This window comes from Phyllobacterium sp. RCAM01083 (assembly GCF_055685835.1).
The window spans coordinates 687,666-711,792 of sequence record NZ_JBVFZN010000005.1 but is presented as its reverse complement, the minus strand read 5'-3'; the positions used below and the strand labels follow the sequence as shown (position 1 = coordinate 711,792).

The window sequence follows — 24,127 nt, the reverse complement described above, 5'->3', positions numbered from 1 at the left end:
ATGATTTGTGTTGAGTAACCCCAATGAAAACACGCGCAGCTGCCGCTACCATATCTTTGTTCGCATGCGCGCTCTTCGCGTTTTCCGCACAAGCCAAGGACAAAGACAAGGACACCGAGTTCTTTCAGACCGTCGAAGGCCAGTGGGTTGGTCCCGGCGAGATCGTTGCCGGCAAGTACAAAGGCACGAAATTCACCTGCACGCTCGACGGTTCAACGCCCGATGAGACCGCAGGCATGACACTGGACGGCAATTGCCGTGTCGGCATTTTCAACCAGCCGATGAAGGCAACCATCGCCCGTTCCGGCGGCACCTACAAGGGCACGTTCCTCGACGGTGCGGCGGGCAAGGGCCTTGATATCACCGGCGGCAGCGTTGCCGGCGACCGGGTTGTCCTGAACATCACCCGCAAACAGCTGACCGGCGCAATGCTGGCCAAGTTTACCGGCGACAACACGCTGAACGTCACCATATCCGTGCGGCTGGAAGATACGCTGATCCCGGTTGTCGGCATGACCCTGAAGCGGGTGGACAACACCGCGGTCAGCAGCATCGCCAAGAACTGATCAATCCGTTCGGTTGTCGCGCCACCAGCCCGCCTCGTCGCGGGCTTTTTCTATGCCGGAACGGTCACACAGGACAGCCCATCCGGCAATGCTTTTGCCGCTGACCACAAGGTCCGGCGCGATATCGCCGAGCGGCACCAGCACGAAGGCCCGTTCCGTCATGCGCGGATGCGGCAGTGTCAGCGTCGGGCTTTCAAAGCGCTCCGTGCCCTCATAGGCCAAAAGGTCGATGTCGATGATGCGCGGTCCCCAGCGTTCGATCCGCTCCCGTTTCATCCGGCGCTCGATATCCAGCGTGGCCGCCAGCAAAGCTTCCGGTTCGAGGGATGTTTCGACACAGGCACAGGCATTGTGAAACCACGCCTGATCGATCTTTCCCCACGGCGGCGTCCGGTAAACCGGCGAAACGGCAGCAACCCGCGTATCATCGCGGCGGTCGAGGGCCTGCAGGGCTTCCGCCATCGACTGCACGGGTTCGCCGATATTGCCGCCCAGTCCCAGCCACGCCTTGTGCACGGGGCTCATGTCCCGGCACTCCGGGTTGCAAGCATGGCATCGGCAATGGCCAGCGCATCCCGGTTCATCCTGACATCATGCACGCGAAACACATCCGCACCGGCCAGCCGCAGGATCGCGGATGTCGCGGCCGTGACCACGTCGCGCTGGTCCGCATCGCGCTCCGTCACCGCGCCGAGGAAACGCTTGCGCGACGTACCCGCCAGGAAAGGATAGCCAAAGGCCTGCAGCTCGCCGAACCGCCGCATCAAAGCAAGGTTCTCCTCGGTTTCCTTGGCAAAGCCGAATCCCGGATCGAGCACGATCTGCTCGCGCGCCACGCCGGCCAGCCTGGCGATCTCCAGCGACCGGTTGAGGAAAGCGAATTGGTCAACGATGACATCCGGATCGCGCTCCCGCTCCCGGCCCGTATGCATGATGACAAGCCCTGCACCGGTTTCCGCCGCAAGATCGGCAATCGCCGGTTCGCGCTGGACACCCCACACGTCATTGACGATATGCGCACCGGCGGCAACGGCCAGCCGCGCGGTTTCCTCGCGATAGGTATCGACGGAAATGAGCACATCGGTTTGCCCGGCCAGGGCTTCAATCACCGGAAGTACCCGCGCTTGTTCGGTCCGGGGATCGACGCGGGTTGCGCCGGGACGGGTCGACTCGCCGCCGACATCGATGATGGTTGCCCCCTCGGCAATCATCGCCCTCGCCCCCTCGATGGCCTTGTCCAGCGCCAGATGCACGCCGCCATCGGAAAACGAATCCGGCGTGACATTGAGAACACCCATGATGACAGACACCGGCCCGAGGGTGAGGGATCGCCCATGCGCCAGACGCCACTCTCTTTGCATGGGATGCTCCTTTCAAGACTGTACTGCTGCAGTTGTTTTTGAACAGAACGGCCGTCACGTCAATTCATCCGCAACGTTTTTGGCGCTACAGTATCGGGAGCACAGGCAGGCTTTGGCCGAAATGAAGGACCAGTCCCCATGAAAACGATTGTCAGAACGGCGGCTCTCGCACTCGCATGCCTGCTCGCGACAGAAAGCGCCAATGCGGCCGTGGTCCTGCGCAATTACAAGTATTTCACCCTGTCCGGCACGACCGCCGCCGATCTCGACCGCGAGTTGAGCCGGCGTGGGCCGCAACTGCACAAGACCGGGCCTCGCCATCCCGGCGCGACACAGATGCGGTTCAACACCAAGGTCAAATACGGCTCCGACGGCAAGAGCTGCCGGGTTGTCGAGGCAAACATCACCATTCACGCCCAGGTCCACCTGCCGCGCTGGAAACAGCGCGCTTCGGCCAAGCCCGATCTCGCCATGATCTGGGATACGCTGTCGGCCGATATCAAACGTCATGAAGAGAGCCATATCGTGATCGCCCGCACCGCCGCCGGCGATATGGAACGGGCGATGAAGGCCCTGCCCTGGCGCAGCAATTGCGAAGAGATGAAAGCCGATGCGGCCAAGCTCATGGTCAAGCTGATGAAGGAGCAGGACGCTGCGCAGATTCAGTTTGACCGCGTGGAGGGAAAGAATTTTGAGCGCCGCTTCGAACGGCTGCTCATATTCCGCATCCAGCGTGAGATGGAAAAGAAAAAGGGATAGTGTGACCGGCGCTGACGCGCCGGTTCATCTTTCAAGCGACGCCCAGCTTCTTCTGCAGGCTGGTCGATGAGGTCGTATACTGGAACACCACCCGCTCGCCGGGGCTGACGATGCGCTTGGCCGCCTGGGTCATCAGCGCGGCCTCGTGGAAACCGGACAGGATCAGCTTCAGCTTGCCGGGATACCAGTTGATGTCGCCGATGGCGAAAATCCCCGGTTCAGAGGTTTCGAAGGTTTCGACATTCACCGGTATGAGATTCTCATGCAGGTTCAGCCCCCAATCGGCAATCGGGCCGAGTTTCATCGTCAAACCGAAGAACGGCAGCAGGCGGGTGACCGGAATCTCCGTCTCTCCCTCCGCAGCCTTGATCGTGGCGCTGGACAGCTGCCCGTCGGTACCCGTCAGGCCGGAAACCTGTCCAAGCTCGAACCGCACGCTGCCACGCTCGACCAGTTCGAACATTTTCTTGACGCTGTCGGGTGCCGCGCGGAATTCGGCACGGCGATGCACCACGGTCAAACTGCGGGCGATGGGCTGCAGGTTCAGCGCCCAGTCCAGCGCCGAATCGCCGCCGCCGACAATCAGCACGTCTTCGTCACGGAACTCTTCCATGCGGCGCACCGAATAAAAGACGCTCTTGCCCTCGAAGGCTTCGATGCCGGGAACCGGTGGGCGCTTTGGCTGGAAGGAGCCGCCGCCGGCGGCGATCACCACCACTTTGGTCTCAAAAATCTCGCCTTCGTCCGTTTCCACGTGGAACTGGCCATCGGGCTGGCGTTCCAGCCGGGTGACCATGCGGTTGAAATGAAATTGCGGCGCGAACGGCTTGATCTGCTCCAACAGCTTGTCCGTCAGACCCTGCCCGCTGATCTCGGGCCAGGCGGGAATGTCATAGATCGGCTTTTCCGGGTAGAGCTCGGCGCATTGGCCGCCGGGACGGTCGAGAATATCGATCAGATGGCATTTGAGATCGTAAAGGCCGAGTTCGAACACGGCAAAGAGGCCGACAGGCCCGGCACCAATGATCACAACGTCCGTTTTGGTTATTTCACTCATCGACAATTCCTCATGACAAACCAGTGCAGTATTTCATACCCGCCCGCGGTCTGGAATGGAGCAATTCTAATCGGTCGGTGAGAAAATATCAGGCAAAATATGCGGAATGTCAGGCCTGACGTTCCGGAACATGCACGACAAGCCCGTCCAGTTCATCGGAAACGCGAATCTGGCAGGACAGGCGCGAGCTCGGACGCACGTCATAGGCGAAGTCCAGCATGTCTTCTTCCATGGCTTCCGGCTCTCCGGCCGCGTCCTTCCATGCGCCGTCGACATAGACATGGCAGGTCGCGCAGGCGCAGGCACCGCCGCATTCCGCGTCGATGCCCGGCACGGCGTTGCGGATGGCACTTTCCATCACGGTCGAGCCGTTCTCGGCTTCCGTTTCAATCCGGACGCCATCGAAAGTGACAAACGTGATCTTTGCCATGAAAAAAGCCCCAAGCAGAAAAGTTACCGCTGAGATAGGGATTTGGGCAGGGAAGTCAATTGCACTCCCTGACGCAGCCTGAGGGGCCGCCCCCGGACTGAGGCCCTAGCGCGTGATCGCCGCTATATAATCACGCACATCGTCGATTTCTGGATGAAGTTCACTCAACAGCTTCGTGTTGCCGGGCGACTGTTCAATCGATTCGGCCAGATCGGCCACACGAAAGGCACCGACGGCGCGCGCCGAACCCTTGAGCGATTTGGCGAGACGAACCCGTTCATCCGCGTTCGCCTGGCTCAGCCGGTTGACGATTCCGGAGATCTGCCGGGAGAACAGGCTGAGGATTTCGGTCTCGAGTGCCCGGTTGCCGAATGTCTCGCGGGTAAGATGCACAAGATCGATCGGCCGTTTGCGCGATGGTTTGGACGTTTCGCCGCCCGGCAGCGCAAAAGCCATTGACGCTTGTTGTGGCAGTGCCATGATACTCTCCTGAACTCAGACTCAAATGAATGCACAAGTTTAATCAAATGCCGGATATTCTGGGTTAAAGCGTGGCCGCTACCCCCCGAATTGGCCCGATGTGGTGAACGAAGGGTTAATTCAGGCATTCCGGCAAAATTTGGTTCGGGCCAAAAAAATTAACCTTGTGTTTAAACTTTTAAGCATTTCCCGAATCCATTGTTTCTTTCCAATCCATGTGCCAGTACGATAGACTTAAGGCGTAAAGAGTATGGCGCAGTCGACTCCACATGTGGTCACTGCCCAATATTGCGAGGTAAACATGGCCACAGCCCCGAAGAACAAAGCAGCGAAAGCCGAGGATGAACTTGGTGAAGCTCTTGAAAAGGCTCTAGAAATTGATTTCGATGAGTCGACACTCGGCATGGATATGGATCTTTCGCCAGTCGATGACGATCTGATCTCTTTCAACGATCTCGAAGCGCAGATTTCCCAGGCAGCGCAGGAACTGGCAGCGGAAAAACACAATCCGCCCGTCATTCCGGAACCCGTAAAGCCCGTGGAAATCAAGGAAAGCCTTGCCGCGGAGAACACGATTCCGCTGCCGGCGCCCAAGCCGCAGATCCAGGCTGCCAACCCGATTCCCGCTGCTCCGCCCGCGCCGCCAAAGGCGCCCGCCGTGCCGCCGCAGACATTCAAGCCGGCAAATGACGATTTGCTGCAGAATACCCAAACGACCCGTTCGCCGGTTTCAAACCAGGCGCCGCGCTCCTATGGACTGGTCACCGCAATCGTCAGCGTGCTCTGGGCCGCCGGCGTTCTTGCGCTTGGTCAGGCGCTCTACGGCTCGTCCCTGTGGTCGATTCGGTCCTTCGCCGATTTTGCCGCTGCGCCCTATGCGATTGCCCTCGCCGTCGCGATCATCGTTCCGATCATGCTGTTCTGGGCCTTTGCCCTGATGGTGCGCCGCGCGCAGGAAATGCAGTATGCCGCCCGCTCCATGGCCGAAGCCGCCATGCGTCTTTCCGAGCCGGAAATGCTCTCGTCCGACCGCGTGGCCTCGCTGGGCCAGGCCGTTCGCCGTGAAGTCGCCGCGATGAGCGAAGGTGTCGAACGCACCCTCGCCCGTGCCGTTGAGCTGGAAACCCTGGTGCAGACCGAGGTCAACCAGCTGGAACGCGTCTATACGGACAACGAACACCGCATCCGCACGCTGGTCGACCGTCTTGGCGGTGAACGCGAATCGGTCATCGGCCATGCCGAACGGGTTCGTGCTTCGATATCCAGCGCACATGAACAGCTGAAGGATGAACTGTCCCTGGCTGGCGATTCGCTGCGCGACAATCTGCTCAATGCCTCGACCAACCTGACCATGTCGATCAACCAGTCCGGCGATACGCTCATCGATCGCCTGACCCAGAGCGGGCACACAATTGCCGAATCGATCGGCTCACGCTCCGACGACATCTCGGCCAAGATCACCACTTCGGGCGAAGCCTTTGCAAATCTTCTGGAAATGCGGATTGCAGCGCTGTCCGAACAGACCGATTCGGTGACGATGAAGCTGGCCGATACGCTGGATGGCCGCACCAACAGCATGCTGTCGCTGCTGGGCAACGCCACCCAGACCCTGGTCGGCGAATTCGATACGCGTCTCGCCGGGCTCGACACGACAATCAACGAGCGCGGCCGCTCCCTGCTCGCTGAATTCGAAACCCGCGCCCAGTCGCTGGATGCCAGCACCGAACGCCTGAATTCCGCGCTGGAAGCCCGTGCGCGCCAGATCAATGAACAGTTGATCGAACGTACCCGCGACATCGCCAAGACCTTCACTGACGGCCGCGCTTCGATTGACGGTATCGTCGACGAGACGAAGGCAAAGATCGGCAACGACCTGTCGAGCCTTTCCGAATCGGTTGGAAGCCTGCTATCCACCAATACGACGCTCTTTGCCGACAGGCTGGCCGAAAGCCGCGAAGCCCTCGCTGCGACCCTTTCCGGCGAAACAGAACGGGCTGCCTCGATCATTCGCGATCAGGCCGGACAGCTTGGCGACCATACGTCGACCCTGCGTTCCGTTCTCGAAACCAGCACGGCAGCCATCGGCCAGATCATCGACGGTCACACCGCATCGATCGATGACCGCACCTCCGGTCTGCGTGCAGCACTGGCTGACAATGATGCCCGCATCGGCGCGACGCTCGATTCCCATGCCAAGGCCATCGAGGACCGTACGTCGGGCATGCACGCTGCATTCTCCGACACGGATGAAAAGATCCGCCAGACCCTGGACGAACATGCGCGCAGCATCGATGCCCGCAGTGCCGGCGTTGAAGCCGCGATCCTGGCTGGCGATGCCCGCATCGGCCAGACGCTCGAAGCCCATGCCAAGATCATGGACGACCGCACGTCCGGTATGCGCGCCGCCTTTGTCGACACGCACGCCAAGATTGCCCAGACTCTTGACCATCACGCCAAGAGCCTGGACGAACGCAATCAGGACATCCAGCTCGCTCTGGCTGGCAGCGACGCCAAGCTTGACGAGACGCTGGCCGCCCACACGCAGGCCATTGACGCCCGCAACGCGGAGATCCAGTCGACCCTGCTCAACAGCGGTGCGCGCATCGACGGCACGCTCAGCGGCTTCATTGAATCCGTTGATGGCCGTACAAGCCGCATTGAAAGCGCCCTGACCAGCAGTGACGAGCGCATCAGCAATGTTCTGGCGTCGCATGCCAGCGCCATTGAGGACCGCACCGCCGGTATCGAACAGGCGCTCGCCAACAGCGATACACGCATCGGCAACACGCTTTCTTCCCATGCCTCGGCATTGGATGAGCGCACGGCGGCCATCCAGGCGGCGCTTGAAAACACCCATGCGCAAATCGGCCAGACCCTGGCCGGTCATGCATCGATCATCGACGAACGCACTGCCGGCATCCGCTCTGTTCTCGACAGCAGCAATGCCCAGATCGGCAATGTGCTCACCTCGCACGTTACCGCCATCGACGAACGTGCCGCCGGAATCCGGGCAACGCTCAACGACAGCAACGCCCAGTTCGGCGATACGCTTGCCTCGCATGTCAATGCGATTGACGAACGGGCAGCCGCAATCTCGGCAGCGCTTTCGAACAGCAGTGCACGCATCGATGATACGCTCGCCTCGCATGTCGGCGCCATTGACGAGCGGGCTGCGACGATCACGTCGACGCTTGCCAACAGCACCGCCAAGATCGGCAGCACACTTGCCTCGCACGTCAACACGCTCGATGAGCGCGCGGCAGCCATCCAGGCAACGCTTGCCAACAGCAATGCCGGTATCAGCGATACGCTTGCCGCCCATGTTGGTACGATCGACGAGCGGGCCGCGGCCATCGCGGCAAGCCTCGCCGACAGCGATGCCCGCATTGGTGAGACACTCAACACCCATGCCAGCGTGCTCGACGACCGTATCAGCGGTATTCGCGCGGCGATGGAACATGGCAATACAACGCTCAGCCAGACCCTCGACGGTCAGGCCAGCGCCATCAGCGATCGTACCGTTGCCCTGCAGGCCGTTCTGCACGACAGCGCCGAAGTGCTCGCCAAGGCCTTCGAAACCCATGGCGGCACCATCGACGAACGCACGACGACCATGCAGAGCGCGCTTGCCATGGGTGTCGATAATGTCCGCAAGTCGCTTGAACAGAGCGCCTCGGTCGTTGCCCGCACCCTGCGCGACAAGATCACCGAAGCCGCTTCCACCCTCACCGGTGAAGCACAGAAGGCCGGTGAAGCGCTCGACGGTCACGGCGAGGCATTCAGCCAGCGCATGAACGAAAGCCTGGCTGAAACCGAGAAGCGTCTTGGTCAGCGGGCAACGGAAGCCGCCGCCAATCTGGAAGCACTGGAAGCCCGCTTCACCGCGGCCACGGATTCCACCGCCTCCAAGCTGGCGGAAAGCACCCGCGAACTCAACGAAGTGCTGGCAGCCCGCTCGCAGGAAATCATCAGCATCCTCGACAACACGGCGCAGCCGCTCGTCGAGAGCCTTGCTGACAATGGCCGTACGCTCGCTTCGCAGCTTGTCGAAGCCACCACGGCGGCGACAGAACGCCTGCGCGTGGAAAATGCGGCCCTGATCAATGCCATCGCCAGCCGCACTGCGGAAACCATCACCGCAGTCCAGGAAGCCAAGGCAGGCCTGACCGACGACGTCAGCAACCTGATCGACCGCCTCTCCTCTTCCAATGCGAAGCTGGGCGAGCTGATCGACATGGCCACCAAGAACCTTGGCGACATCGACGGCCGCCTGCTCGACACGACAACCACCTTTGCTGAAAATGCAACGCGTGCTGCCGAGTCCTTCCAGTCCTCGACACGCCTGATCGACGGCAATATCGGCAAACTCTCGCAGCTGTCGAACACGACACTCGTCGACATTGCTTCCATCGCCAAGCGTTTCGACGAGCATGGCAAGATGCTGGGTGCTGCATCGGAACTGATCAACTCGTCGCAGTCGAACCTCGCTTCGACCTTCGACGAACGTCAGGCCGCCCTGCAGAATCTGGCAACCGGTCTGGTGGAGAAATCCGAGCACATCGAAAAGACCATGCGGTCGTTCGAATCCCTCGTCTCCTCCGCCTTCGACCGGGCCGAAGGCCGTGCCACGCAGACAACCGAACAGATCCGCAATTCGATCGCGGAAGTTGTCGAACAGGCATCGCAGAAGTTCGCCAATGCGACGGACGAAATCCGCCGCTCCTCCGCTGCCATCCGTGCGGAACTCGAAGAGACCCGCTCCGAACTGCAGCGCGGCGTCATGGACATGCCGGAAGAAGCCAAGCAGTCGACAGCGCAGATGCGCAAGGCTGTTTCCGAGCAGATCAATGCGCTGAAGGAACTGTCGGAAATCGTGCAGAAGTCCGGACGCCTGACCGACGTCGGCGAAGCCCGGGCAGCCCGCGCCCCTGCTCCTGCCCGTACGGCAGCAGCCGTTGCACAGGCTCCGCAACCGCAGCGCAGCGAACCGGTTGCAGCACCACGCGCCGTTGCTGCGGCACCCACTGCTCCGGCTCCGGCCATGCGCGGCAGCCTCGACGTGCGCGGCAACCCGGAACAGCCCAAGCAGGGCAATGGCTGGGTTTCCGACCTGCTCCGTCGTGCATCCAGCGATGAAGCTCCGGCCGAGCCAAAGGCAAAGGCGCCCGAGGCACGTTCGCCCGGTCAGGTGGTTGAATCTCTGAACTCGCTTTCGGTCGATATCACGCGCGCCATCGACCACGAGGCTTCGGTTGAACTGTGGCAGCGTTACCGCGCCGGTGAGCGCAATGTGTTCACCCGTCGCCTCTATACGCTGAAGGGTCAGCAGACGTTTGACGAGATCAAGCGCAAGTACCAGGCAGACAGCGAATTTCGCCGTGCCGTCGACCGCTACATGGACGACTTCGAACGCCTGCTGGAAGACGTTGCCCGCAACGATCGCGACAATGTCCTGACCCAGAACTACCTGACGTCGGATACCGGCAAGGTCTACACCATGCTGGCCCATGCGAGTAACCGCCTGCGCTAAGGCGGTGTCCTGTCAGAACTGAAAAACGCGGCCTCGGGGCCGCGTTTTTTGTTGCCCGCGCATCAGCGCCGGACACAGGCCTGCAGCAAATGGAACATCGCCCGTTGCAGGCCGGTTGCTCCGGCGCTATATATGCCGCGTCGGAAAAGGCAGACTTGGTTTGGTAAGCCCAAGTCCTTTCGGAAACGGAAGCTCTGTCCCTGCCTCGCGCATGTGTTCCCCTCGACGAACAGCCAACGCTGTCCAAGCGTTTCTTGTTCGTCCGTGTGGTTCGCAGAACGATGAACCGCTCCGGTCGAACGACCACAAAGGAGTAGTTCATGCCCGATTTTCCCAGGATTTATGATGTTGTGATTGCCGGTGCAGGTCCTGTCGGCCTGTTTCTCGCCTGCGAGCTGCGCCTCGCCGGCCTCTCGGTCCTGGTGCTGGAGCAAGCCGAAAACCCGCACTCCCCCCTGAAAGGGCTGCCGTTCGGCATGCGCGGCCTTTCCGCCCCCACCGTCGAAGCCTTTTACCGCCGCGGCCTGCTGGATGACATCTCGGCCCAGCAAAAAGAACCATCGGATAGGACACCGGCTGCCGCGCATTGGGTGCAACAGCCGCGCCGCCCGGGCGGCCATTTCGCCGGCATCCAGTTTTTCCAGGACACGATCGACACCTCAAAATGGCCCTATCGCCTGCCCGGCCCTGCCGCCGCCAACCTGGCCACCACCATGCAGCAGGTGGAATCCGTTCTTGCCGCCCGGGCTGACGCGATGGGCGTCGAGATCAGGCGCGGCCTCGGCGTGGAAGGTTTCGAGCAGTCGGATGATGGCGTGACCGTTCATGCCGGCGGTACCGCCTTTCACGGACGCTGGCTCGTCGGCTGCGACGGCGGGCGCAGCACCGTGCGCAAGGCTGGCGGTTTTACGTTCGCCGGCACCGATCCCGAATTCACCGGCTATTCCGTTGAGGTCGAGATGACCGATCCGGACATGCTTGCCCCCGGCCGTCACTATACGCCGACGGGCATGTACACCTACCAGAAGCCCGGAACCATCGCGATGGTCGATTTCGACGGCGGCGTTTACCACCGGACCCGGCCGATCACGCTCGACCACGTGCAGGCGGTGCTGCGCCGCGTCTCCGGCACCGGCATCACGGTGACGGCGCTCACGCTTGCCACCACGTGGACGGATCGCGCCTGTCAGGCCACCGCCTACCGCAACGGACGGGTGCTGCTCGCCGGTGACGCCGCACACATCCATTCCCCGCTCGGCGGACAGGGATTGAATCTCGGGCTTGGCGACGCGATGAACCTGGGATGGAAGCTTGCATCAACGATCCGCGGCACCGCGCCGTCCGGCCTGCTCGACAGTTATGAGAGGGAACGGCATCCGGTCGGAGCGCAGGTGCTTGACTGGTCGCGCGCCCAGGTTGCGCTCATGCGGCCGAGCCGCAGTTCCCGTGCGCTCGAAGCCATTATGCGCGATCTCATCAGCACACGCGATGGTGCAACCTACTTCGCCGAACGCGTCTGGGGCGTGTCTCTCCGCTACGATCTTGGGGGCAGCCACCCGCTGGTCGGCCGCAGTGCGCCCGACTTCGAGCTGGCCGACGGGACGTTCCTTGGCGGGCATCTTGGAAGCGGGAAAGGCCTCCTCCTGGACTTTGACGCCACGGCACCGCTTCAGGCGCTGGCACGCCGCTGGGGCGGCCGGATCGGCTATCTCGCACGGGATGCCAGAAACCGGCTTGGCCTGCGCGCGGTGCTCATACGCCCGGATGGCATCGTCGCCTGGGCCGGTGCAAACGCCTCTGACATGGAGGACCTTGCGCAGATCGCGGCGCAATGGTTCGACGAGCCTGAATAGGTAGGTGAACGATACGTGGTGCGTGGTTCGACAAGCTCACCATGAGGAAAGTGGTTTGGTTGCAAAGCCAGTCACAGGCGTTGCAGAACATGACTCCCTGCAGCCCACGTCATCCCTCATGGTGAGCTTGTCGAACCACGCACGATGTTCCCTGCCGTTGTCCTCACGCCGTCTGCAAGGCCTTCTCTCCGCCGAACATCTCGCGGTAGGCGGTGGGCGTGGTTGCCAGCTGCTGGCGAAAATGATGCCGCAGGGTGGCAGCCGTGCCGAACCCGGTGGTCTCGGCGATGATCTCGACCGAAAGCGCGGACTGCTCGAGCAGTTCCCGTGCCTTGGCCAGCCGTTCCGACAGCAGCCATTTGGCCGGTGTCGTGCCCGTCGCGGCCTCGAAGCGGCGCAAGAAGGTGCGCGGGCTCATGCCCGCCGCCTTGGCCAGCGTTGCAATGGAAAAATCCTGCCTGAGCTCGGTGCGCATCCGCTCGAGCAGCGGCGACAGGCGTATCCCCTCATGCGGGGGCGGCACGGCCCGTTCGACGAACTGCGCCTGCCCGCCTTCACGGTGCGGCGCCACCACAAGCCGGCGCGCCACCTTGTTGGCGGCCTCGGTACCAAAATCCCGGCGGATCAGATGCAGGCAGAGGTCAATGCCCGCCGCGCTCCCGGCAGAGGTCAGGACGCTGCCTTCATCCACGTAAAGCACGTTGGGCTCAACCGCGATATCCGGATAGCGCTCTGCCAGGAGATCGGCATAACGCCAGTGCGTCGTCGCCCTGCGACCGGCCAGGAGACCGGCGGCCGCCAGGACGAACACGCCGGAGCAGATGGAGAGAATCCGGGCGCCATTGGCATGTGCCCGCCGAAGGGCCTGTGCCAAAGCGTCCGGCACTGCATGCTCGACGCCGCGCCAGCCCGGCATGATGATGGTGCCCGCCTGTTCGAACAGGTCAAGCCCGCCATCGGCCAGAATGCGCACGCCGCCCGTAGCGCGCAGCTCGCCCACCTCGATACTGGCGACGGCAAATTTGTACCAGTCATCGCCCATTTCCGGGCGCGGCAGTCCGAACATTTCGACGACAAGGCCGAACTCGAACGTGCAGAGCCCGTCATAGGCAACGGCAACAACCAGCGGATTCTCAAAGCGGGGGGCAAGGGATGCGTTTGACATGATATCGACGATATATGGCAATCTTGCCAACTACCAGTGCCTTGTTGCTTGCCTTACGAATTGGGCAGCAACACAGGAGAACCCCATGAGCTACGTTACCGAAACCCCTGCCGCCGCACCGCAGATTGTCATCGAGCATTTTTCCCGGCGTCTCGCGCTTGAGACCGATTGTGCCGATGTGGCTGCATCGCTGAAGGCGGGCGAACAGGACTTTGTCCTCCTGCACGTGGTGGGAACACCGGCGGCCTATGAACGCCGTCACGTGCCGGGAGCCATCCATCTGCCGCATCGCGAGATCACCGCCGAGCGGATGGCGGGCTGGCCGGACGATACGCTGTTCGTCGCCTATTGCGCCGGCCCTCACTGCAATGGCGCCGATCAGGCGGCACTGAAGCTCGCAAGACTGGGACGTCCGGTCAAGATCATGATCGGCGGCATCACCGGCTGGGCCGACGAAGAACTCCCCTTCGCCACCGGTCCGGCAGCGGGCGAACTGAAAAAGGTCGCCTGAGTTTCCGGTTTAGATAACGGACAGCGTCCAGGTGACGATATCGCCTGCGGCGCTGTCAAACGCATGGTTCAGCGCGGTGACATAGGCCGCATTGCCCTGGCCGCTGACCGGCGATGTCGAGCGGAACACGCGGGTGGCGCGCACGGTGCCGTTCTTGTCATTGAGGATCTTGATGGCGATTTCGACGACGGCCGTTTCCTTGCCCGAGGCATCGATATCGAACGTGCGGATATTGCTGATCACCTGATAATCGATGGCAAGGCCTTCGCCGGGACGGCCGACACCGCCGAAGCGGCCCGAACTCTCGAAGGCCTGCACAAGCCGCGTCTGCACGATGTTCGGCAGGCGGTCGGACCACTGCGCGCCCTTCAGGAACGAAATGGCGTTCGGTCCGGAGCGGACAACGACATTCTCGCCGTCAAGCGCTTTGAGGGCCGATGGCGCGGCGATCAGGATCTGGCGGCTGCCATGTTTTCTGGATGAAGGGTCGGACAGCGACGGGCCGGACAGATCGAATGTATCAAGCTTCTTGGTTCCGGCGCAGGCGGAAACGGACAAAGCCATCAGCAGAGCGGCAATTGTCGTTCTTGAATTCACCAATGGTATCATCCCTGTCACGCAAAGCTTCACGATTCATTAACCTTCATGCGATGCAGCTTTGTCAAAGTCAACGGCGCGTGCGGCCGTCATACTCCGGCACATTGCCGCTGCCGCCGAAAATCACCCGCTGCGGATTCTTCTCAAGATCGCTGATCGCCCGCTCGATGCGCTGGACCGACTGGCGGCTCTCGGTGACGAGCGCCTGCACGTCGCGCAGGCCCTGTCCGGAGAAGCGGTTGAGGTTGTCCGTGATCGGGCCGAGCTTGGTGTTCAGATTGTCGGCAACCGCACGATAGGATTTGAGCGTGTTCCGCGCTTCGGCCACAACGCTGCCATCCCCGTCGGACACCAGATTGTCGACCTTGGCCAGGACGCCATCGACCCGGGCGGAAGCGGCATTCAGGCGCGTCATCATTTCACGCGCCTCGCGCACCACCGACTGCACGTCTTCGGCGCTCTGGCTGAACTTGTCGATCACATCGGAGTTCTTGGCCAGCGCATCGGTGAACTTCTTCGTGTTGTTGACCGTATCGACCAGCGGCCCCTTCACTTCGGTGATGAAACTCTCGATGGAGCTCATCGCCGTGTTGACGCGTTCGAGAATGTCCTGCGCCTTCTGCAGAAGGTTGTTGACCACCGACGGGTCGGCATCGATACGCGCGACGGCGCCATCCTTGTCGGCTTCTTCAAGCAGATTGGGCTCATAGACCTTGCCGCCCTTGAGCTCCACGAAGGCCAGACCGGTCAGGCCAGTAAAGCCGAGGGTTGCCTGGGTCGAGCGGGTGATCGGTGTCGTGCTGTCAATTTCCGCGGTGGCGATCACCGCGTCAGGATTGGTCTTGTCGATATTCAGGCGCCGCACGGTGCCGACCTTGATGCCGTTGAACAGCACCTGGCTGCCCTCGGCCAGGCCGGTGACCGAACCGGCGATGCGGATTTCCAGCGTCGTCATTTCCTGCCGGTCGCCATAACGGGCGATCCAGTACACGAAGACGAACGCCGCGACGCAAACCGCAAGCGTGAAAATCCCGACCAGAACGTAGTTGGCTTTGGTCTCCATCGATTATTCCACCTAACCCTGTTCCTTCAGCAACGGCCCGGATTGCCGGGCGCTTTGCACACGATCAGACTTTCGCCTGCTGCTGCCGTTCGGCACGATCTGACGCGCGCGCTTGCCATGAAAATATTCCTGAACCCACGGGTCATCAAACGTCAGCATGTCGTCGATGGTTCCTTCCACAAGAACCCTTTTCTTACCCAATACCGCGATTCGGTCGCAAACGGCGAACAGGCTGTCGAGATCGTGCGTGACCATATAGACCGTCAAACCCATGGTATCGCGCAGATTTGCGATCAGTTCATCGAAATCCGCGGCACCGATGGGATCGAGCCCCGATGTCGGCTCATCGAGAAAGACGATGTCCGGGTCGAGTGATAAAGCGCGGGCGAGCGCCGCACGCTTGATCATGCCGCCGGACAGTTCCGACGGAAATTTCTCCGCCGTATCCGGTTTCAATCCGACCAGATCGATCTTGAGGCGCGCCAGTTCGTCCATCAGGCTGTGCGGAATGTCGAGATATTCGCGCATCGGCACCTGAATGTTCTCCAGAACCGTCAGCGACGAGAACAACGCACCGTGCTGGAACAGGACACCCATGCGCATGTCGACGCTGAGTTTTTCCTGTTCCGTCGCATGATCGATGTCATGGCCGAAAATGCTGATATTGCCGTGCTGTTTCTGATTGAGCCCGAGGATCGTCCGCATGAGGACGGACTTGCCCGTCCCCGATGCGCCGACAAATCCCAGTATCTCGCCGCGATAGACGTCGAGATTCAGGTGCTCCAGCACCGATGAACGGCCGAAGGACACGCTGACATCCTTGACCGAAAGGATGATATCGCTGGGCTCCTGCTCTCTGCTCTGGCCGTTGTCTGTCGAATTCATTCGCCTCGGGCGTCCCTGGGTCTGAAAATCAGTACATAAAGCTCTGCGGGCCTTGTTGCCATCCATGCCGCATAGAAATGGCGTCCCGTGACAGCAGAAGCACTTGAATTGTTTGCTCTATCGGTCAACATCCCCCACACATATCGAGTCTCGGACTTGATGTCACTGTAGCAATTAAGGCGCACATAATGACTGTTAATATGGAGATTACCGTTGAACGCTGGCCCATTGCCGGAACGTTTACAATCTCGCGGGGTTCCAAGACGGAAGCAGCCGTGGTGGTTTGTACCCTGCGCGACGGACTGCACACGGGGCGCGGCGAATGCGTTCCCTATGCCCGCTATGGCGAAAGTCTCGATTCCGTCTGTGCCGAAATCGAAAAACTGCGCAGCGTGCTCGCCGCAGGGGCCAACCGGCAGGATTTGCCCGGCCTCATCGGCGCCGGCGCGGCCCGCAATGCCGTCGATTGCGCGCTCTGGGATCTCGAAGCCAAACGGGCCGGCCGGCGCGTTGCCGATATCATCGGCTTGCCGCCGCTCAACGCCCTCACCACGGCCGTCACCGTTTCCTTCGGCGACGCACAGACCATGGCTGCCTCGGCCCGTGCCCTGTCCGATCGTCCGGTCATCAAGGTCAAGGTGGGCGGCGAGGATGACGAAGATCGCATTCGGGCCGTAGCGGAAGCTGCACCCGACAGCCGCATCATTCTCGATGCCAATGAGGGCTGGACCGACCGGAACATCGTCCGGCACATGCTGGCCGCCGCAAAGGCCGGGGTCGTGCTCATCGAGCAGCCGCTCCCGGCTGGCAAGGACGGCATTCTCTCGACAATCCCCCACCCCGTCCCCCTGTGTGCCGACGAGAGCGCCCACGGTACGGACGATCTGCATACGCTCCTTGGCCGCTACGACAGCATCAACATCAAGCTCGACAAGACGGGCGGGCTGACCGAGGCCCTGCGCATGCAGAAACGGGCGCGCGAACTCGGGTTCGGCATCATGGTCGGCTGCATGGTGGGCACGTCCCTGGCCATGGCGCCTGCCATCCTCGTCGCGCAGGACGCCGACTTCGTCGATCTCGACGGTCCGCTGATCCTCAGGGAAGACCGCCAGCCCGGCCTCGTCTTTGAAGGCAGCCGCGTCTCGCCGCCGCAATCGGAGCTTTGGGGCTAGCGCTCGCGCTGCTCCAATCGAAGCGAAACATTGGCCAGGACAAGCCCGACTGCCGCCAGCGCCACCATGGCATAGAAGCCATAGATGCCGGTGGCGCTGTAGAGCGGTCCGGACACCATGGTGACGATGGCCAGCGACGTGCCGATGAAGAAGGTGGATATGCCCTGCGCCGTTCCACCCTTCTCCTCGGGAATGGTCATGGCGATCATTTTCTGCATGCCGAGGAAGGACAGGGCGAAGGAGAAGGCATGCAGGCTCTGCACGACGAAAAAGCCAGCCACGCCGAGACCGGCGGGCACGATCAGCGGGAAGACGGTCCAGCGGAATATGGCGACGGCTGAGCCGATCATCAGCACCCTGGCCGGATGCAGGCGTCCGAAAACCCGGCGAAAGCAGGTGAACATGATCACCTCGGCCACCACGGCGATGGACCAGAGCGCCCCGATCACCGTCTCTTCAATGCCGATGGACTTCCAGTAGATGGCTGAAAAACTGTAGCCATAGGCGTGGCTTGCCTGCGTGATCCCCGTGGCGATCAGGAAGGTCACGAAGGCCGGGCGGCGCAGCGCCCTGCCCGCATCCGCCATGTCGATATCCGACAGCGGCGACAGGCGGCGCGGCTTGCCGATGCGCGGCACCACGAAACTCATACCGCATGCGGCTACCAGCGCCCCTAGCAGCACCGTCGGGATGATCCATTCACCCGTGTGCTGGATCAGCACGCCGCCGGCAAAGGAGGCCAGCAGGAACGCGATGGACCCCCAGACGCGCATCCTGGCAAAATCCGCCCCGTAGCGGCGCACGCCCGAAAGCGCAATCGTATCGGCCAGCGGAACCTGCGATGTCCACGGTGCGGCAAGCACCAGCGACACAACCAGAATGCCGAAGAAATTGAACGGCAGAAAGTAGAAGGCCGCGACGATCACCGCCAGAATGGTGGCAATGGTCAGGATATGCGCACGGTCGCTGGATTGATCAGCCAGAATGGAAACCAGCGGCGCGGCGATGACGCGCACGAACAGCGGCATGGACAGGACGATCGATATTTCCGTCGGCGACAGCGAACGGAATTCCAGCCACAGGGGAAAATAGGGCAGATGCAGGCCGCTTGAGATGAAAATCGCGAAATAAGCCAGAGCCAGCCGAAACTCGAACCGAGATGGCTTGTCGTGAAAAGTGTCCGCAGTGGCGGCTGTCATGGAGGAACTTTCGGAGGATCGAGGAACGGCGCACGAATATATGAATAGCCGTATTCCGAAATACCATGATTTGGCCCAACTGCCTAGAAACGCTGAAGGTTTTTTCGCATCAAATTGTTTCCGAGACAAACCACAATAAGCTGACGCGCTAACAACAACAGTCCACAGCTTATTTTAAAACCCAAGTTGTACTTCGTCATCAACCCCATCAAGATCGCCTCAGTCTGATCAAGCGGGGGCAAGATCGAAAATGGTGCCTGTCTATTATGACTCTCTCATGAATCGCGCCGGTTTCTGGCGTCGTTTCGGCGCACTTTTGCTGGACGCCATCATTATATTGATCCCGTTGCAGATAATAGTGATAGTCCTCTTCGCACAAACGAACGGTGCTGTTCAGGGAACGTTTGGTTTCACCACCACAAGTTGTTATGAAGTATCAGCACTGCCGGAGGGCTTCAAACTTGATCCTCCACCGCCAGCAGATTTCAACTCGTTTGCCGATTGCCACCGTGGACTACTTGGCTTTGACATGTCCCGGTGGCTTCTTGCCAGCAAAAGCACAAAGGACGGCGCTGTAACGACGACAGAATTTCGTGCCTATGGGCTCGGCCCAGATGGAGTTCCGCGTTCCGGATTCCCTGCAGATGGTCCAGCAATATTAATCCTATTGGTGTACCTCGTTTTGATGGAATATTGGCACGGCGCTACCCTTGGAAAACGTGCTGTAAAAATTCGCGCTGTCGATAGCAATGAAATACCAAGAACTGGATTGCCCTTTCGCAAGGCACTGTTGCGCAATTTGGCGATGTGGATCGGGTCCGTACCGGGCATTGTGATTGGGCTAATCTTGATTGTTAGAAGCATGCGGCCAGAACCCAGCGTTTCGGATCTGGTACCATGGCTTGTAATTGGCAGCATAATCCAATTGGCGTGGGTACTGTGGATCATAATTTCAGCTTCGCAAAAAAATGACCCGATCTACGACCGACTGGTGGGAACAGCAGTGGTACGGATATAGCCATAGCCAGGAACCATCTAGCTCGCCGACACCGCCCGCGCCGCGTTCGCTTCGTGGCCGAGCTGCGGCTTGGCACCGGCAATCGCCGTGAGAATATCCTCGAATATATCGGCGCAGGCTTCCCAGCTGAATCCCTGCAGGGTGGCATCGGGATCGACGCGCCCCATGGCAAGTGCGCCCAGCGCAGCCTCCTGCAGGTCGGTTGACAGAACGCCAGCGCCCGTCGCACCGATGACATCCTTCGGGCCGGCCACCGGATAGGCCGCGACCGGAAGCCCGCAGGCAATCGCCTCCAGCAGCACCAGGCCGAACGTGTCGGTGCGGCTGGGAAAAACAAACACATCGGCACCCGCATAGTGGCGGGCGAGTTCCTCGCCCTCCTTCTTGCCGGCGAACACGGCGTCAGGGAATTTGCGCTTCAGCTCATCCATATCCGGCCCGTCGCCGACGACAAGTTTTGTTCCCGGCAGATCAAGCGCCAGAAAGGCTTCAAGATTCTTTTCCGGCGCAACGCGGCCGACGCAGAGAAAGACGGGATGCGCGAGGCCGAGATCGACATCCGCCTGCGGGCGGAACAGATCGCGGTCGACACCGCGCGTCCACACGCGCAACGTGTCGAAGCCGCGCTCGCTCAATTCCTCGTAGATGGACTGCGTCGGGACAAGGCAGGTCTCGGCAGCATTGTGGAACCGGCGCAGAAAGCCATAGGTCCAGGCCAACGGAATGGGCAGACGCTCGCGCAGATATTCGGGAAAACGCGTATGAAAGCTGGTGGTGAAGCGCCACTTGTTTTTCAGGCAGGCACGCCGCGCCATGATGCCGAGCGGGCCTTCCGTGGCGATATGCACGAAGGCGGGCTGCAACGCCTCGATCCGGGCTTTCACCGCCGCGGGATAGGTCAGTGCCAGCCGGATTTCCGGATAGGTGGGACATGGCGCCGAGGGATAGTCCGCGGGCGAGATGATCGTCACCTCGACGCCCCGCGCCTCCATCTGCTCGCGCAATTGGGTCAGGGTGCGCACCACGCCATTGACCTGCGGATGCCAGGCATCGGAGACGATGACCAGCCGCTTCATCGGATCGATCTCTGCAGGAGAAGCCATTCAGGCCGCATTCGCCGCCTTGGGACGCTTGTCCTCGAGTTTGACGACAGGCGCAAAGCCTGCCTTCTCCCCGATCAGATGCGTCCAGGAGATGAGTTCCATCTTGCCGTCGTGATGCTCGACGATGGCTGTGCAGCTTTCAACCCAGTCGCCGGTGTTGATGTATTCGATGCCGTCGATTTCTTCGATGGTGGCGTGGTGGATATGGCCGCAGATGACGCCGTCGGCGCCGATGCGCCGGGCCTCGTCGGAGACGACGGTCTGGAAGGAACCGATGAAGTTAACGGCCTTCTTCACCCGGAATTTCGCCCAGGCGGAGAATGACCAGTAGCGCAGCCCGAGCATGCGCCGCACCTTGTTCATGATGGTGTTGATGGCCAGCGCCGCATCATAGGCCCAGTCGCCGAGATAGGCGATGTGGCGGGCATTGCGCACGACGACGTCGAACTGGTCGCCATGGATCACGAGGAATTTGCGGCCGTCAGCGGTTTCGTGCATCGTGCGGTCCATGACCTCGATGCCGCCGAAATGCGTGCCCTGGAAATCGCGCAGGAATTCATCGTGGTTGCCGGCGATGTAGAGGATGCGCGCGCCCTTGCGGCTCTTGCGCAGGAGTTTCTGCACGATGTCGTTGTGCTCCTGCGGCCAGTGCCAGCTGCGGCGCAGACGCCATCCATCGACGATATCGCCGACCAGATAGATCGTATCCGCATCGTGATACTTTAGAAAGTCCAGGAGGAAGGTCGCCTTGGCGCCTTTGGAACCAAGATGCACATCGGACAAAAAGAGCGTGCGAAACTTACGTGTCTCTGGCTCAACCATGAGGCTGATCTCCGTTCAGCGCCGGTACGCATCGGTACCTCTGGTCTGACAGAAACCTGATTCATGTCACAGTCTTATGACGCCGCTAAAAAGTCTATGGTTTCCTGCGATAAACACTTGTAACAAAATGGACTTCATTTATGGCTCTTCGTGTCATTTATGCATGCTAAAAAGATTGAATCGCAAATCCCAAGTTGCGACCAGCCAATTTCCGGAGGATATTATCCATGGCCAAGGACAATTCGCCCAACCAGTCCGACCTCGAAGAAAGCGCCCTGTTTTACCACCGCTTTCCTCAGCCGGGTAAACTGGAAATCCAGGCGACGAAGCCGCTTGGAAATCAGCGCGACCTTGCCCTTGCCTATTCCCCCGGTGTCGCCGCACCCTGCCTGGCCATTCATGAAAACCCCGCCACAGCAGCCGATTATACCAGCCGTGCCAATCTTGTAGCGGTCATCTCCAATGGCACCGCCGTCCTTGGCCTTGGCAATATCGGCCCCCTCGCCTCCAAGCCGGTGATGGAAGGCAAGGCGGTTCTCTTCAAGAAATTCGCCGACATCGACGTCTTCGACATCGAGATCGACGCGCAGGAGATCAACAAGATCGTCGATGTCGTTGCCGCGCTCGAACCCACCTTTGGCGGCATCAACCTTGAGGACATCAAGGCGCCGGAATGCTTTGACGTGGAGGAAATCCTCCGTGCCAGGATGAACATTCCCGTGTTCCATGACGACCAGCACGGCACGGCGATCATCGTCGCCGCAGCCATCCTCAACGGCATGGAGCTGGCCGGCAAGGATCTGTCCAAGGTCAAGATCGTGGCGTCCGGCGCCGGTGCTGCAGCGCTCGCCTGCCTCAACCTCCTGGTCAAGCTCGGCGCCAACCGCAAGAACATCTGGGTCTGCGATCTCGACGGCGTCGTCTATGACGGCCGCAACACGTTGATGGACCGCTGGAAATCCGTCTATGCCCAGAAGACTGACGCACGCGTGCTGGCCGATGTCATCGGCGGTGCCGACGTGTTCCTCGGCCTGTCCGCCGCAGGTGTCCTGAAGCCGGAACTTTTGAAGCAGATGGCGCCGAACCCGCTGATCATGGCGCTGGCCAATCCCAATCCGGAAATCATGCCGGAGGAAGCACGTGCCGCACGCCCCGACGCCATGATCTGCACCGGACGCTCCGATTTCCCCAACCAGGTCAACAACGTCCTCTGCTTCCCCTATATTTTCCGCGGCGCGCTGGATTGCGGCGCACGGGCGATCAATGAGGAAATGAAGATGGCGGCGGTCAAGGCCATCGCGGCACTTGCCCGCGAGGAGCCATCGGATGTGGCGGCCCGCGCCTATTCCGGCGAAACGCCGACCTTCGGCCCCAATTATCTCATTCCTTCGCCGTTCGATCCGCGCCTGATCCTGCGCATCGCCCCAGCTGTGGCCAAGGCGGCCATGGAAACCGGCGTCGCCGACCGCCCCATCGAGGATTTCGAGGTCTATCTCGACAAGCTGAACCGCTTTGTCTTCCGCTCCGGCCTGATCATGAAGCCGATCTTCACCGCAGCGCGGACTGCCGAGAAGAAGCGGGTGATCTATTCCGACGGCGAAGACGAGCGCGTCCTGCGCGCGGCACAGGTGGTGCTTGAGGAAGGCACGGCGATCCCGACGCTGATCGGCCGCCCGCAGGTCATCGAGACGCGTCTCAAGCGCTACGGCCTGAAGATCAAGCTCGGCACTGATTTTGACATCATCAACCCGGAAGACGATCCGCGCTACCGCGACTATGTCGACCTTTTGGTGAACCTTACCGGCCGGCGCGGCACCACGCCGGAGGTGGCACGCACCATGGTCCGCGCCAGCGGCACGGTGATTGCGGCGCTGGCCATCATGCGCGGCGAAGCCGATGCCATGATCTGCGGCCTGGAAGGCCGTTTCGAGCGTCATCTGCGCAATGTCGACCAGATCATCGGCAAGCTTGAGGGCATCCGCAATTTTTCCGCACTCAGCCTGCTGATTTCACAGCGCGGCGTGCTGTTCCTGACCGATACCTATGTCAGCATCGATCCGACAGCCGAAGAGATTGCGGAAAAGACGGTTCTGGCCGCCAACGAAATCCGCCGCTTCGGCATCGAACCCAAGGCAGCCCTGCTTTCGCATTCCAACTTCGGTTCGCGCGATTCCGAAAGTGCGGCCAAGATGCGCGCCGCTTCGGAAATCCTGCGCTCCAAGGCACCAGATTTGGAGCAGGATGGCGAAATGCATGGCGATTCCGCCCTGTCGGAAATCCTGCGTGAGCGTGTGCTGCCGCATTCCCGCCTGAGCGGCGAAGCCAACCTTCTGGTCTTCCCCAATCTCGACGCAGCCAACATCACGCTCAACGTCGTCAAGACGGTCACCGATGCACTGCATGTCGGGCCCATTCTGCTCGGCGCCGCCAAGCCTGTGCATATTCTGACGCCGTCGGTGACATCGCGCGGTATCGTCAACATGACAGCTCTGGCAGTGGTTGAGGCGTCACAGCGCCTGGAATAGCGCGCTGCCGTCTTATTGCTGCCGCACGTTC

At 60.9% G+C, this 24,127-nt stretch carries 20 protein-coding genes; 8 read left to right on the top strand and 12 right to left on the bottom strand.

All coding sequences use genetic code 11. The features are described from left to right. The first annotated feature begins 23 nt into the window (after positions 1-23). Positions 24-566, top strand: a complete 543-nt coding sequence (locus ACZ25R_RS10080; protein WP_464660996.1) for a hypothetical protein — start codon at positions 24-26, stop codon at positions 564-566. On the opposite strand, the gene folK is transcribed toward ACZ25R_RS10080, so the two are convergent. Both folK and folP read right to left on the bottom strand, forming a co-directional pair. Next, positions 567-1,091: a 2-amino-4-hydroxy-6-hydroxymethyldihydropteridine diphosphokinase gene (gene folK / locus ACZ25R_RS10075; RefSeq protein ID WP_472460885.1), complete on the bottom strand. Its 525-nt coding sequence runs from the start codon at positions 1,089-1,091 to the stop codon at positions 567-569. Then, complete coding sequence (folP, locus tag ACZ25R_RS10070; protein ID WP_472460884.1) at positions 1,088-1,927, bottom strand: dihydropteroate synthase; 840 nt, start codon at positions 1,925-1,927, stop codon at positions 1,088-1,090. The genes folK and folP overlap by 4 nt, the downstream gene beginning before the upstream one ends. Before the next feature lie 138 nt (positions 1,928-2,065). Between folP and ACZ25R_RS10065 the strand changes: the two genes are divergently transcribed. Continuing rightward, positions 2,066-2,686 carry a DUF922 domain-containing Zn-dependent protease gene (locus ACZ25R_RS10065; RefSeq protein ID WP_403176209.1) on the top strand — a complete coding sequence of 207 codons (621 nt, stop codon included), beginning with the start codon at positions 2,066-2,068 and terminating at the stop codon, positions 2,684-2,686. 31 nt (positions 2,687-2,717) lie between these two features. Here ACZ25R_RS10065 and ACZ25R_RS10060 read toward each other — a convergent pair whose 3' ends face one another. From ACZ25R_RS10060 to ACZ25R_RS10050, 3 genes are all read right to left on the bottom strand, one after another. Next, a complete protein-coding gene (locus ACZ25R_RS10060; protein ID WP_472460883.1) occupies positions 2,718-3,743 on the bottom strand; it encodes an NAD(P)/FAD-dependent oxidoreductase in 1,026 nt (341 codons plus the stop codon). Between the two features lie 109 nt (positions 3,744-3,852). Beyond that, on the bottom strand, positions 3,853-4,173 hold the full coding sequence (locus ACZ25R_RS10055) for a 2Fe-2S iron-sulfur cluster-binding protein (protein ID WP_240370589.1): 321 nt from the start codon (positions 4,171-4,173) through the stop codon (positions 3,853-3,855). Between the two features lie 105 nt (positions 4,174-4,278). Then, on the bottom strand, positions 4,279-4,653 hold the full coding sequence (locus ACZ25R_RS10050; RefSeq protein WP_223612938.1) for an Hpt domain-containing protein: 375 nt from the start codon (positions 4,651-4,653) through the stop codon (positions 4,279-4,281). Between the two features lie 301 nt (positions 4,654-4,954). On the opposite strand from ACZ25R_RS10050, the gene ACZ25R_RS10045 reads away from it, so the two are divergent. Beyond that, positions 4,955-10,183: an apolipoprotein A-IV repeat region-like domain-containing protein gene (locus ACZ25R_RS10045; protein ID WP_472460882.1), complete on the top strand. Its 5,229-nt coding sequence runs from the start codon at positions 4,955-4,957 to the stop codon at positions 10,181-10,183. Positions 10,184-10,503: 320 nt separating this feature from the next. After that, entirely contained in the window at positions 10,504-12,036 is a 1,533-nt protein-coding gene (locus tag ACZ25R_RS10040; protein ID WP_472460881.1) for an FAD-dependent monooxygenase, read from the top strand. Between the two features lie 163 nt (positions 12,037-12,199). Here the strand turns inward: ACZ25R_RS10040 and ftrA are convergent, their stop codons facing one another. Then, entirely contained in the window at positions 12,200-13,201 is a 1,002-nt protein-coding gene (gene ftrA / locus ACZ25R_RS10035) for a transcriptional regulator FtrA (RefSeq protein WP_472462471.1), read from the bottom strand. A gap of 85 nt (positions 13,202-13,286) precedes the next feature. Between ftrA and ACZ25R_RS10030 the strand changes: the two genes are divergently transcribed. Beyond that, positions 13,287-13,712, top strand: coding sequence for a rhodanese-like domain-containing protein (locus ACZ25R_RS10030; RefSeq protein ID WP_464661012.1), 426 nt, complete (start codon positions 13,287-13,289; stop codon positions 13,710-13,712). Positions 13,713-13,721: 9 nt separating this feature from the next. Here the strand turns inward: ACZ25R_RS10030 and ACZ25R_RS10025 are convergent, their stop codons facing one another. The 3 genes from ACZ25R_RS10025 to ACZ25R_RS10015 form a co-directional block, all read right to left on the bottom strand. After that, positions 13,722-14,276: an ABC-type transport auxiliary lipoprotein family protein gene (locus ACZ25R_RS10025; RefSeq protein WP_472462470.1), complete on the bottom strand. Its 555-nt coding sequence runs from the start codon at positions 14,274-14,276 to the stop codon at positions 13,722-13,724. Between the two features lie 103 nt (positions 14,277-14,379). After that, positions 14,380-15,372: an MlaD family protein gene (locus tag ACZ25R_RS10020; RefSeq protein WP_105732406.1), complete on the bottom strand. Its 993-nt coding sequence runs from the start codon at positions 15,370-15,372 to the stop codon at positions 14,380-14,382. A 12-nt stretch (positions 15,373-15,384) separates the two neighbouring features. Continuing rightward, positions 15,385-16,257, bottom strand: a complete 873-nt coding sequence (locus tag ACZ25R_RS10015) for an ABC transporter ATP-binding protein (RefSeq protein WP_288192495.1) — start codon at positions 16,255-16,257, stop codon at positions 15,385-15,387. Between the two features lie 188 nt (positions 16,258-16,445). Between ACZ25R_RS10015 and dgcA the strand changes: the two genes are divergently transcribed. Beyond that, a complete protein-coding gene (gene dgcA, locus ACZ25R_RS10010; RefSeq protein WP_472460880.1) occupies positions 16,446-17,429 on the top strand; it encodes an N-acetyl-D-Glu racemase DgcA in 984 nt (327 codons plus the stop codon). Here dgcA and ACZ25R_RS10005 read toward each other — a convergent pair. Beyond that, complete coding sequence (locus tag ACZ25R_RS10005) at positions 17,426-18,628, bottom strand: MFS transporter (RefSeq protein WP_463012216.1); 1,203 nt, start codon at positions 18,626-18,628, stop codon at positions 17,426-17,428. The genes dgcA and ACZ25R_RS10005 overlap by 4 nt on opposite strands. Before the next feature lie 277 nt (positions 18,629-18,905). Here ACZ25R_RS10005 and ACZ25R_RS10000 point away from each other — a divergent pair, with 277 nt between their 5' ends. Continuing rightward, the gene (locus ACZ25R_RS10000) at positions 18,906-19,646 is read left to right on the top strand and encodes an RDD family protein (protein ID WP_472460879.1); all 741 of its coding nucleotides are present in this window, start codon (positions 18,906-18,908) and stop codon (positions 19,644-19,646) included. Between the two features lie 17 nt (positions 19,647-19,663). Here ACZ25R_RS10000 and ACZ25R_RS09995 read toward each other — a convergent pair whose 3' ends face one another. Together ACZ25R_RS09995 and ACZ25R_RS09990 are read right to left on the bottom strand one after the other, a co-directional pair. Next, positions 19,664-20,722 carry a glycosyltransferase family 4 protein gene (locus ACZ25R_RS09995; RefSeq protein ID WP_472462469.1) on the bottom strand — a complete coding sequence of 353 codons (1,059 nt, stop codon included), beginning with the start codon at positions 20,720-20,722 and terminating at the stop codon, positions 19,664-19,666. Positions 20,723-20,749: 27 nt separating this feature from the next. Next, a complete protein-coding gene (locus ACZ25R_RS09990; protein ID WP_223612928.1) occupies positions 20,750-21,571 on the bottom strand; it encodes a UDP-2,3-diacylglucosamine diphosphatase in 822 nt (273 codons plus the stop codon). A 227-nt stretch (positions 21,572-21,798) separates the two neighbouring features. Here ACZ25R_RS09990 and ACZ25R_RS09985 point away from each other — a divergent pair, with 227 nt between their 5' ends. Further along, on the top strand, positions 21,799-24,096 hold the full coding sequence (locus ACZ25R_RS09985) for an NADP-dependent malic enzyme (protein ID WP_472460878.1): 2,298 nt from the start codon (positions 21,799-21,801) through the stop codon (positions 24,094-24,096). The last annotated feature ends 31 nt before the right edge of the window (positions 24,097-24,127 follow it).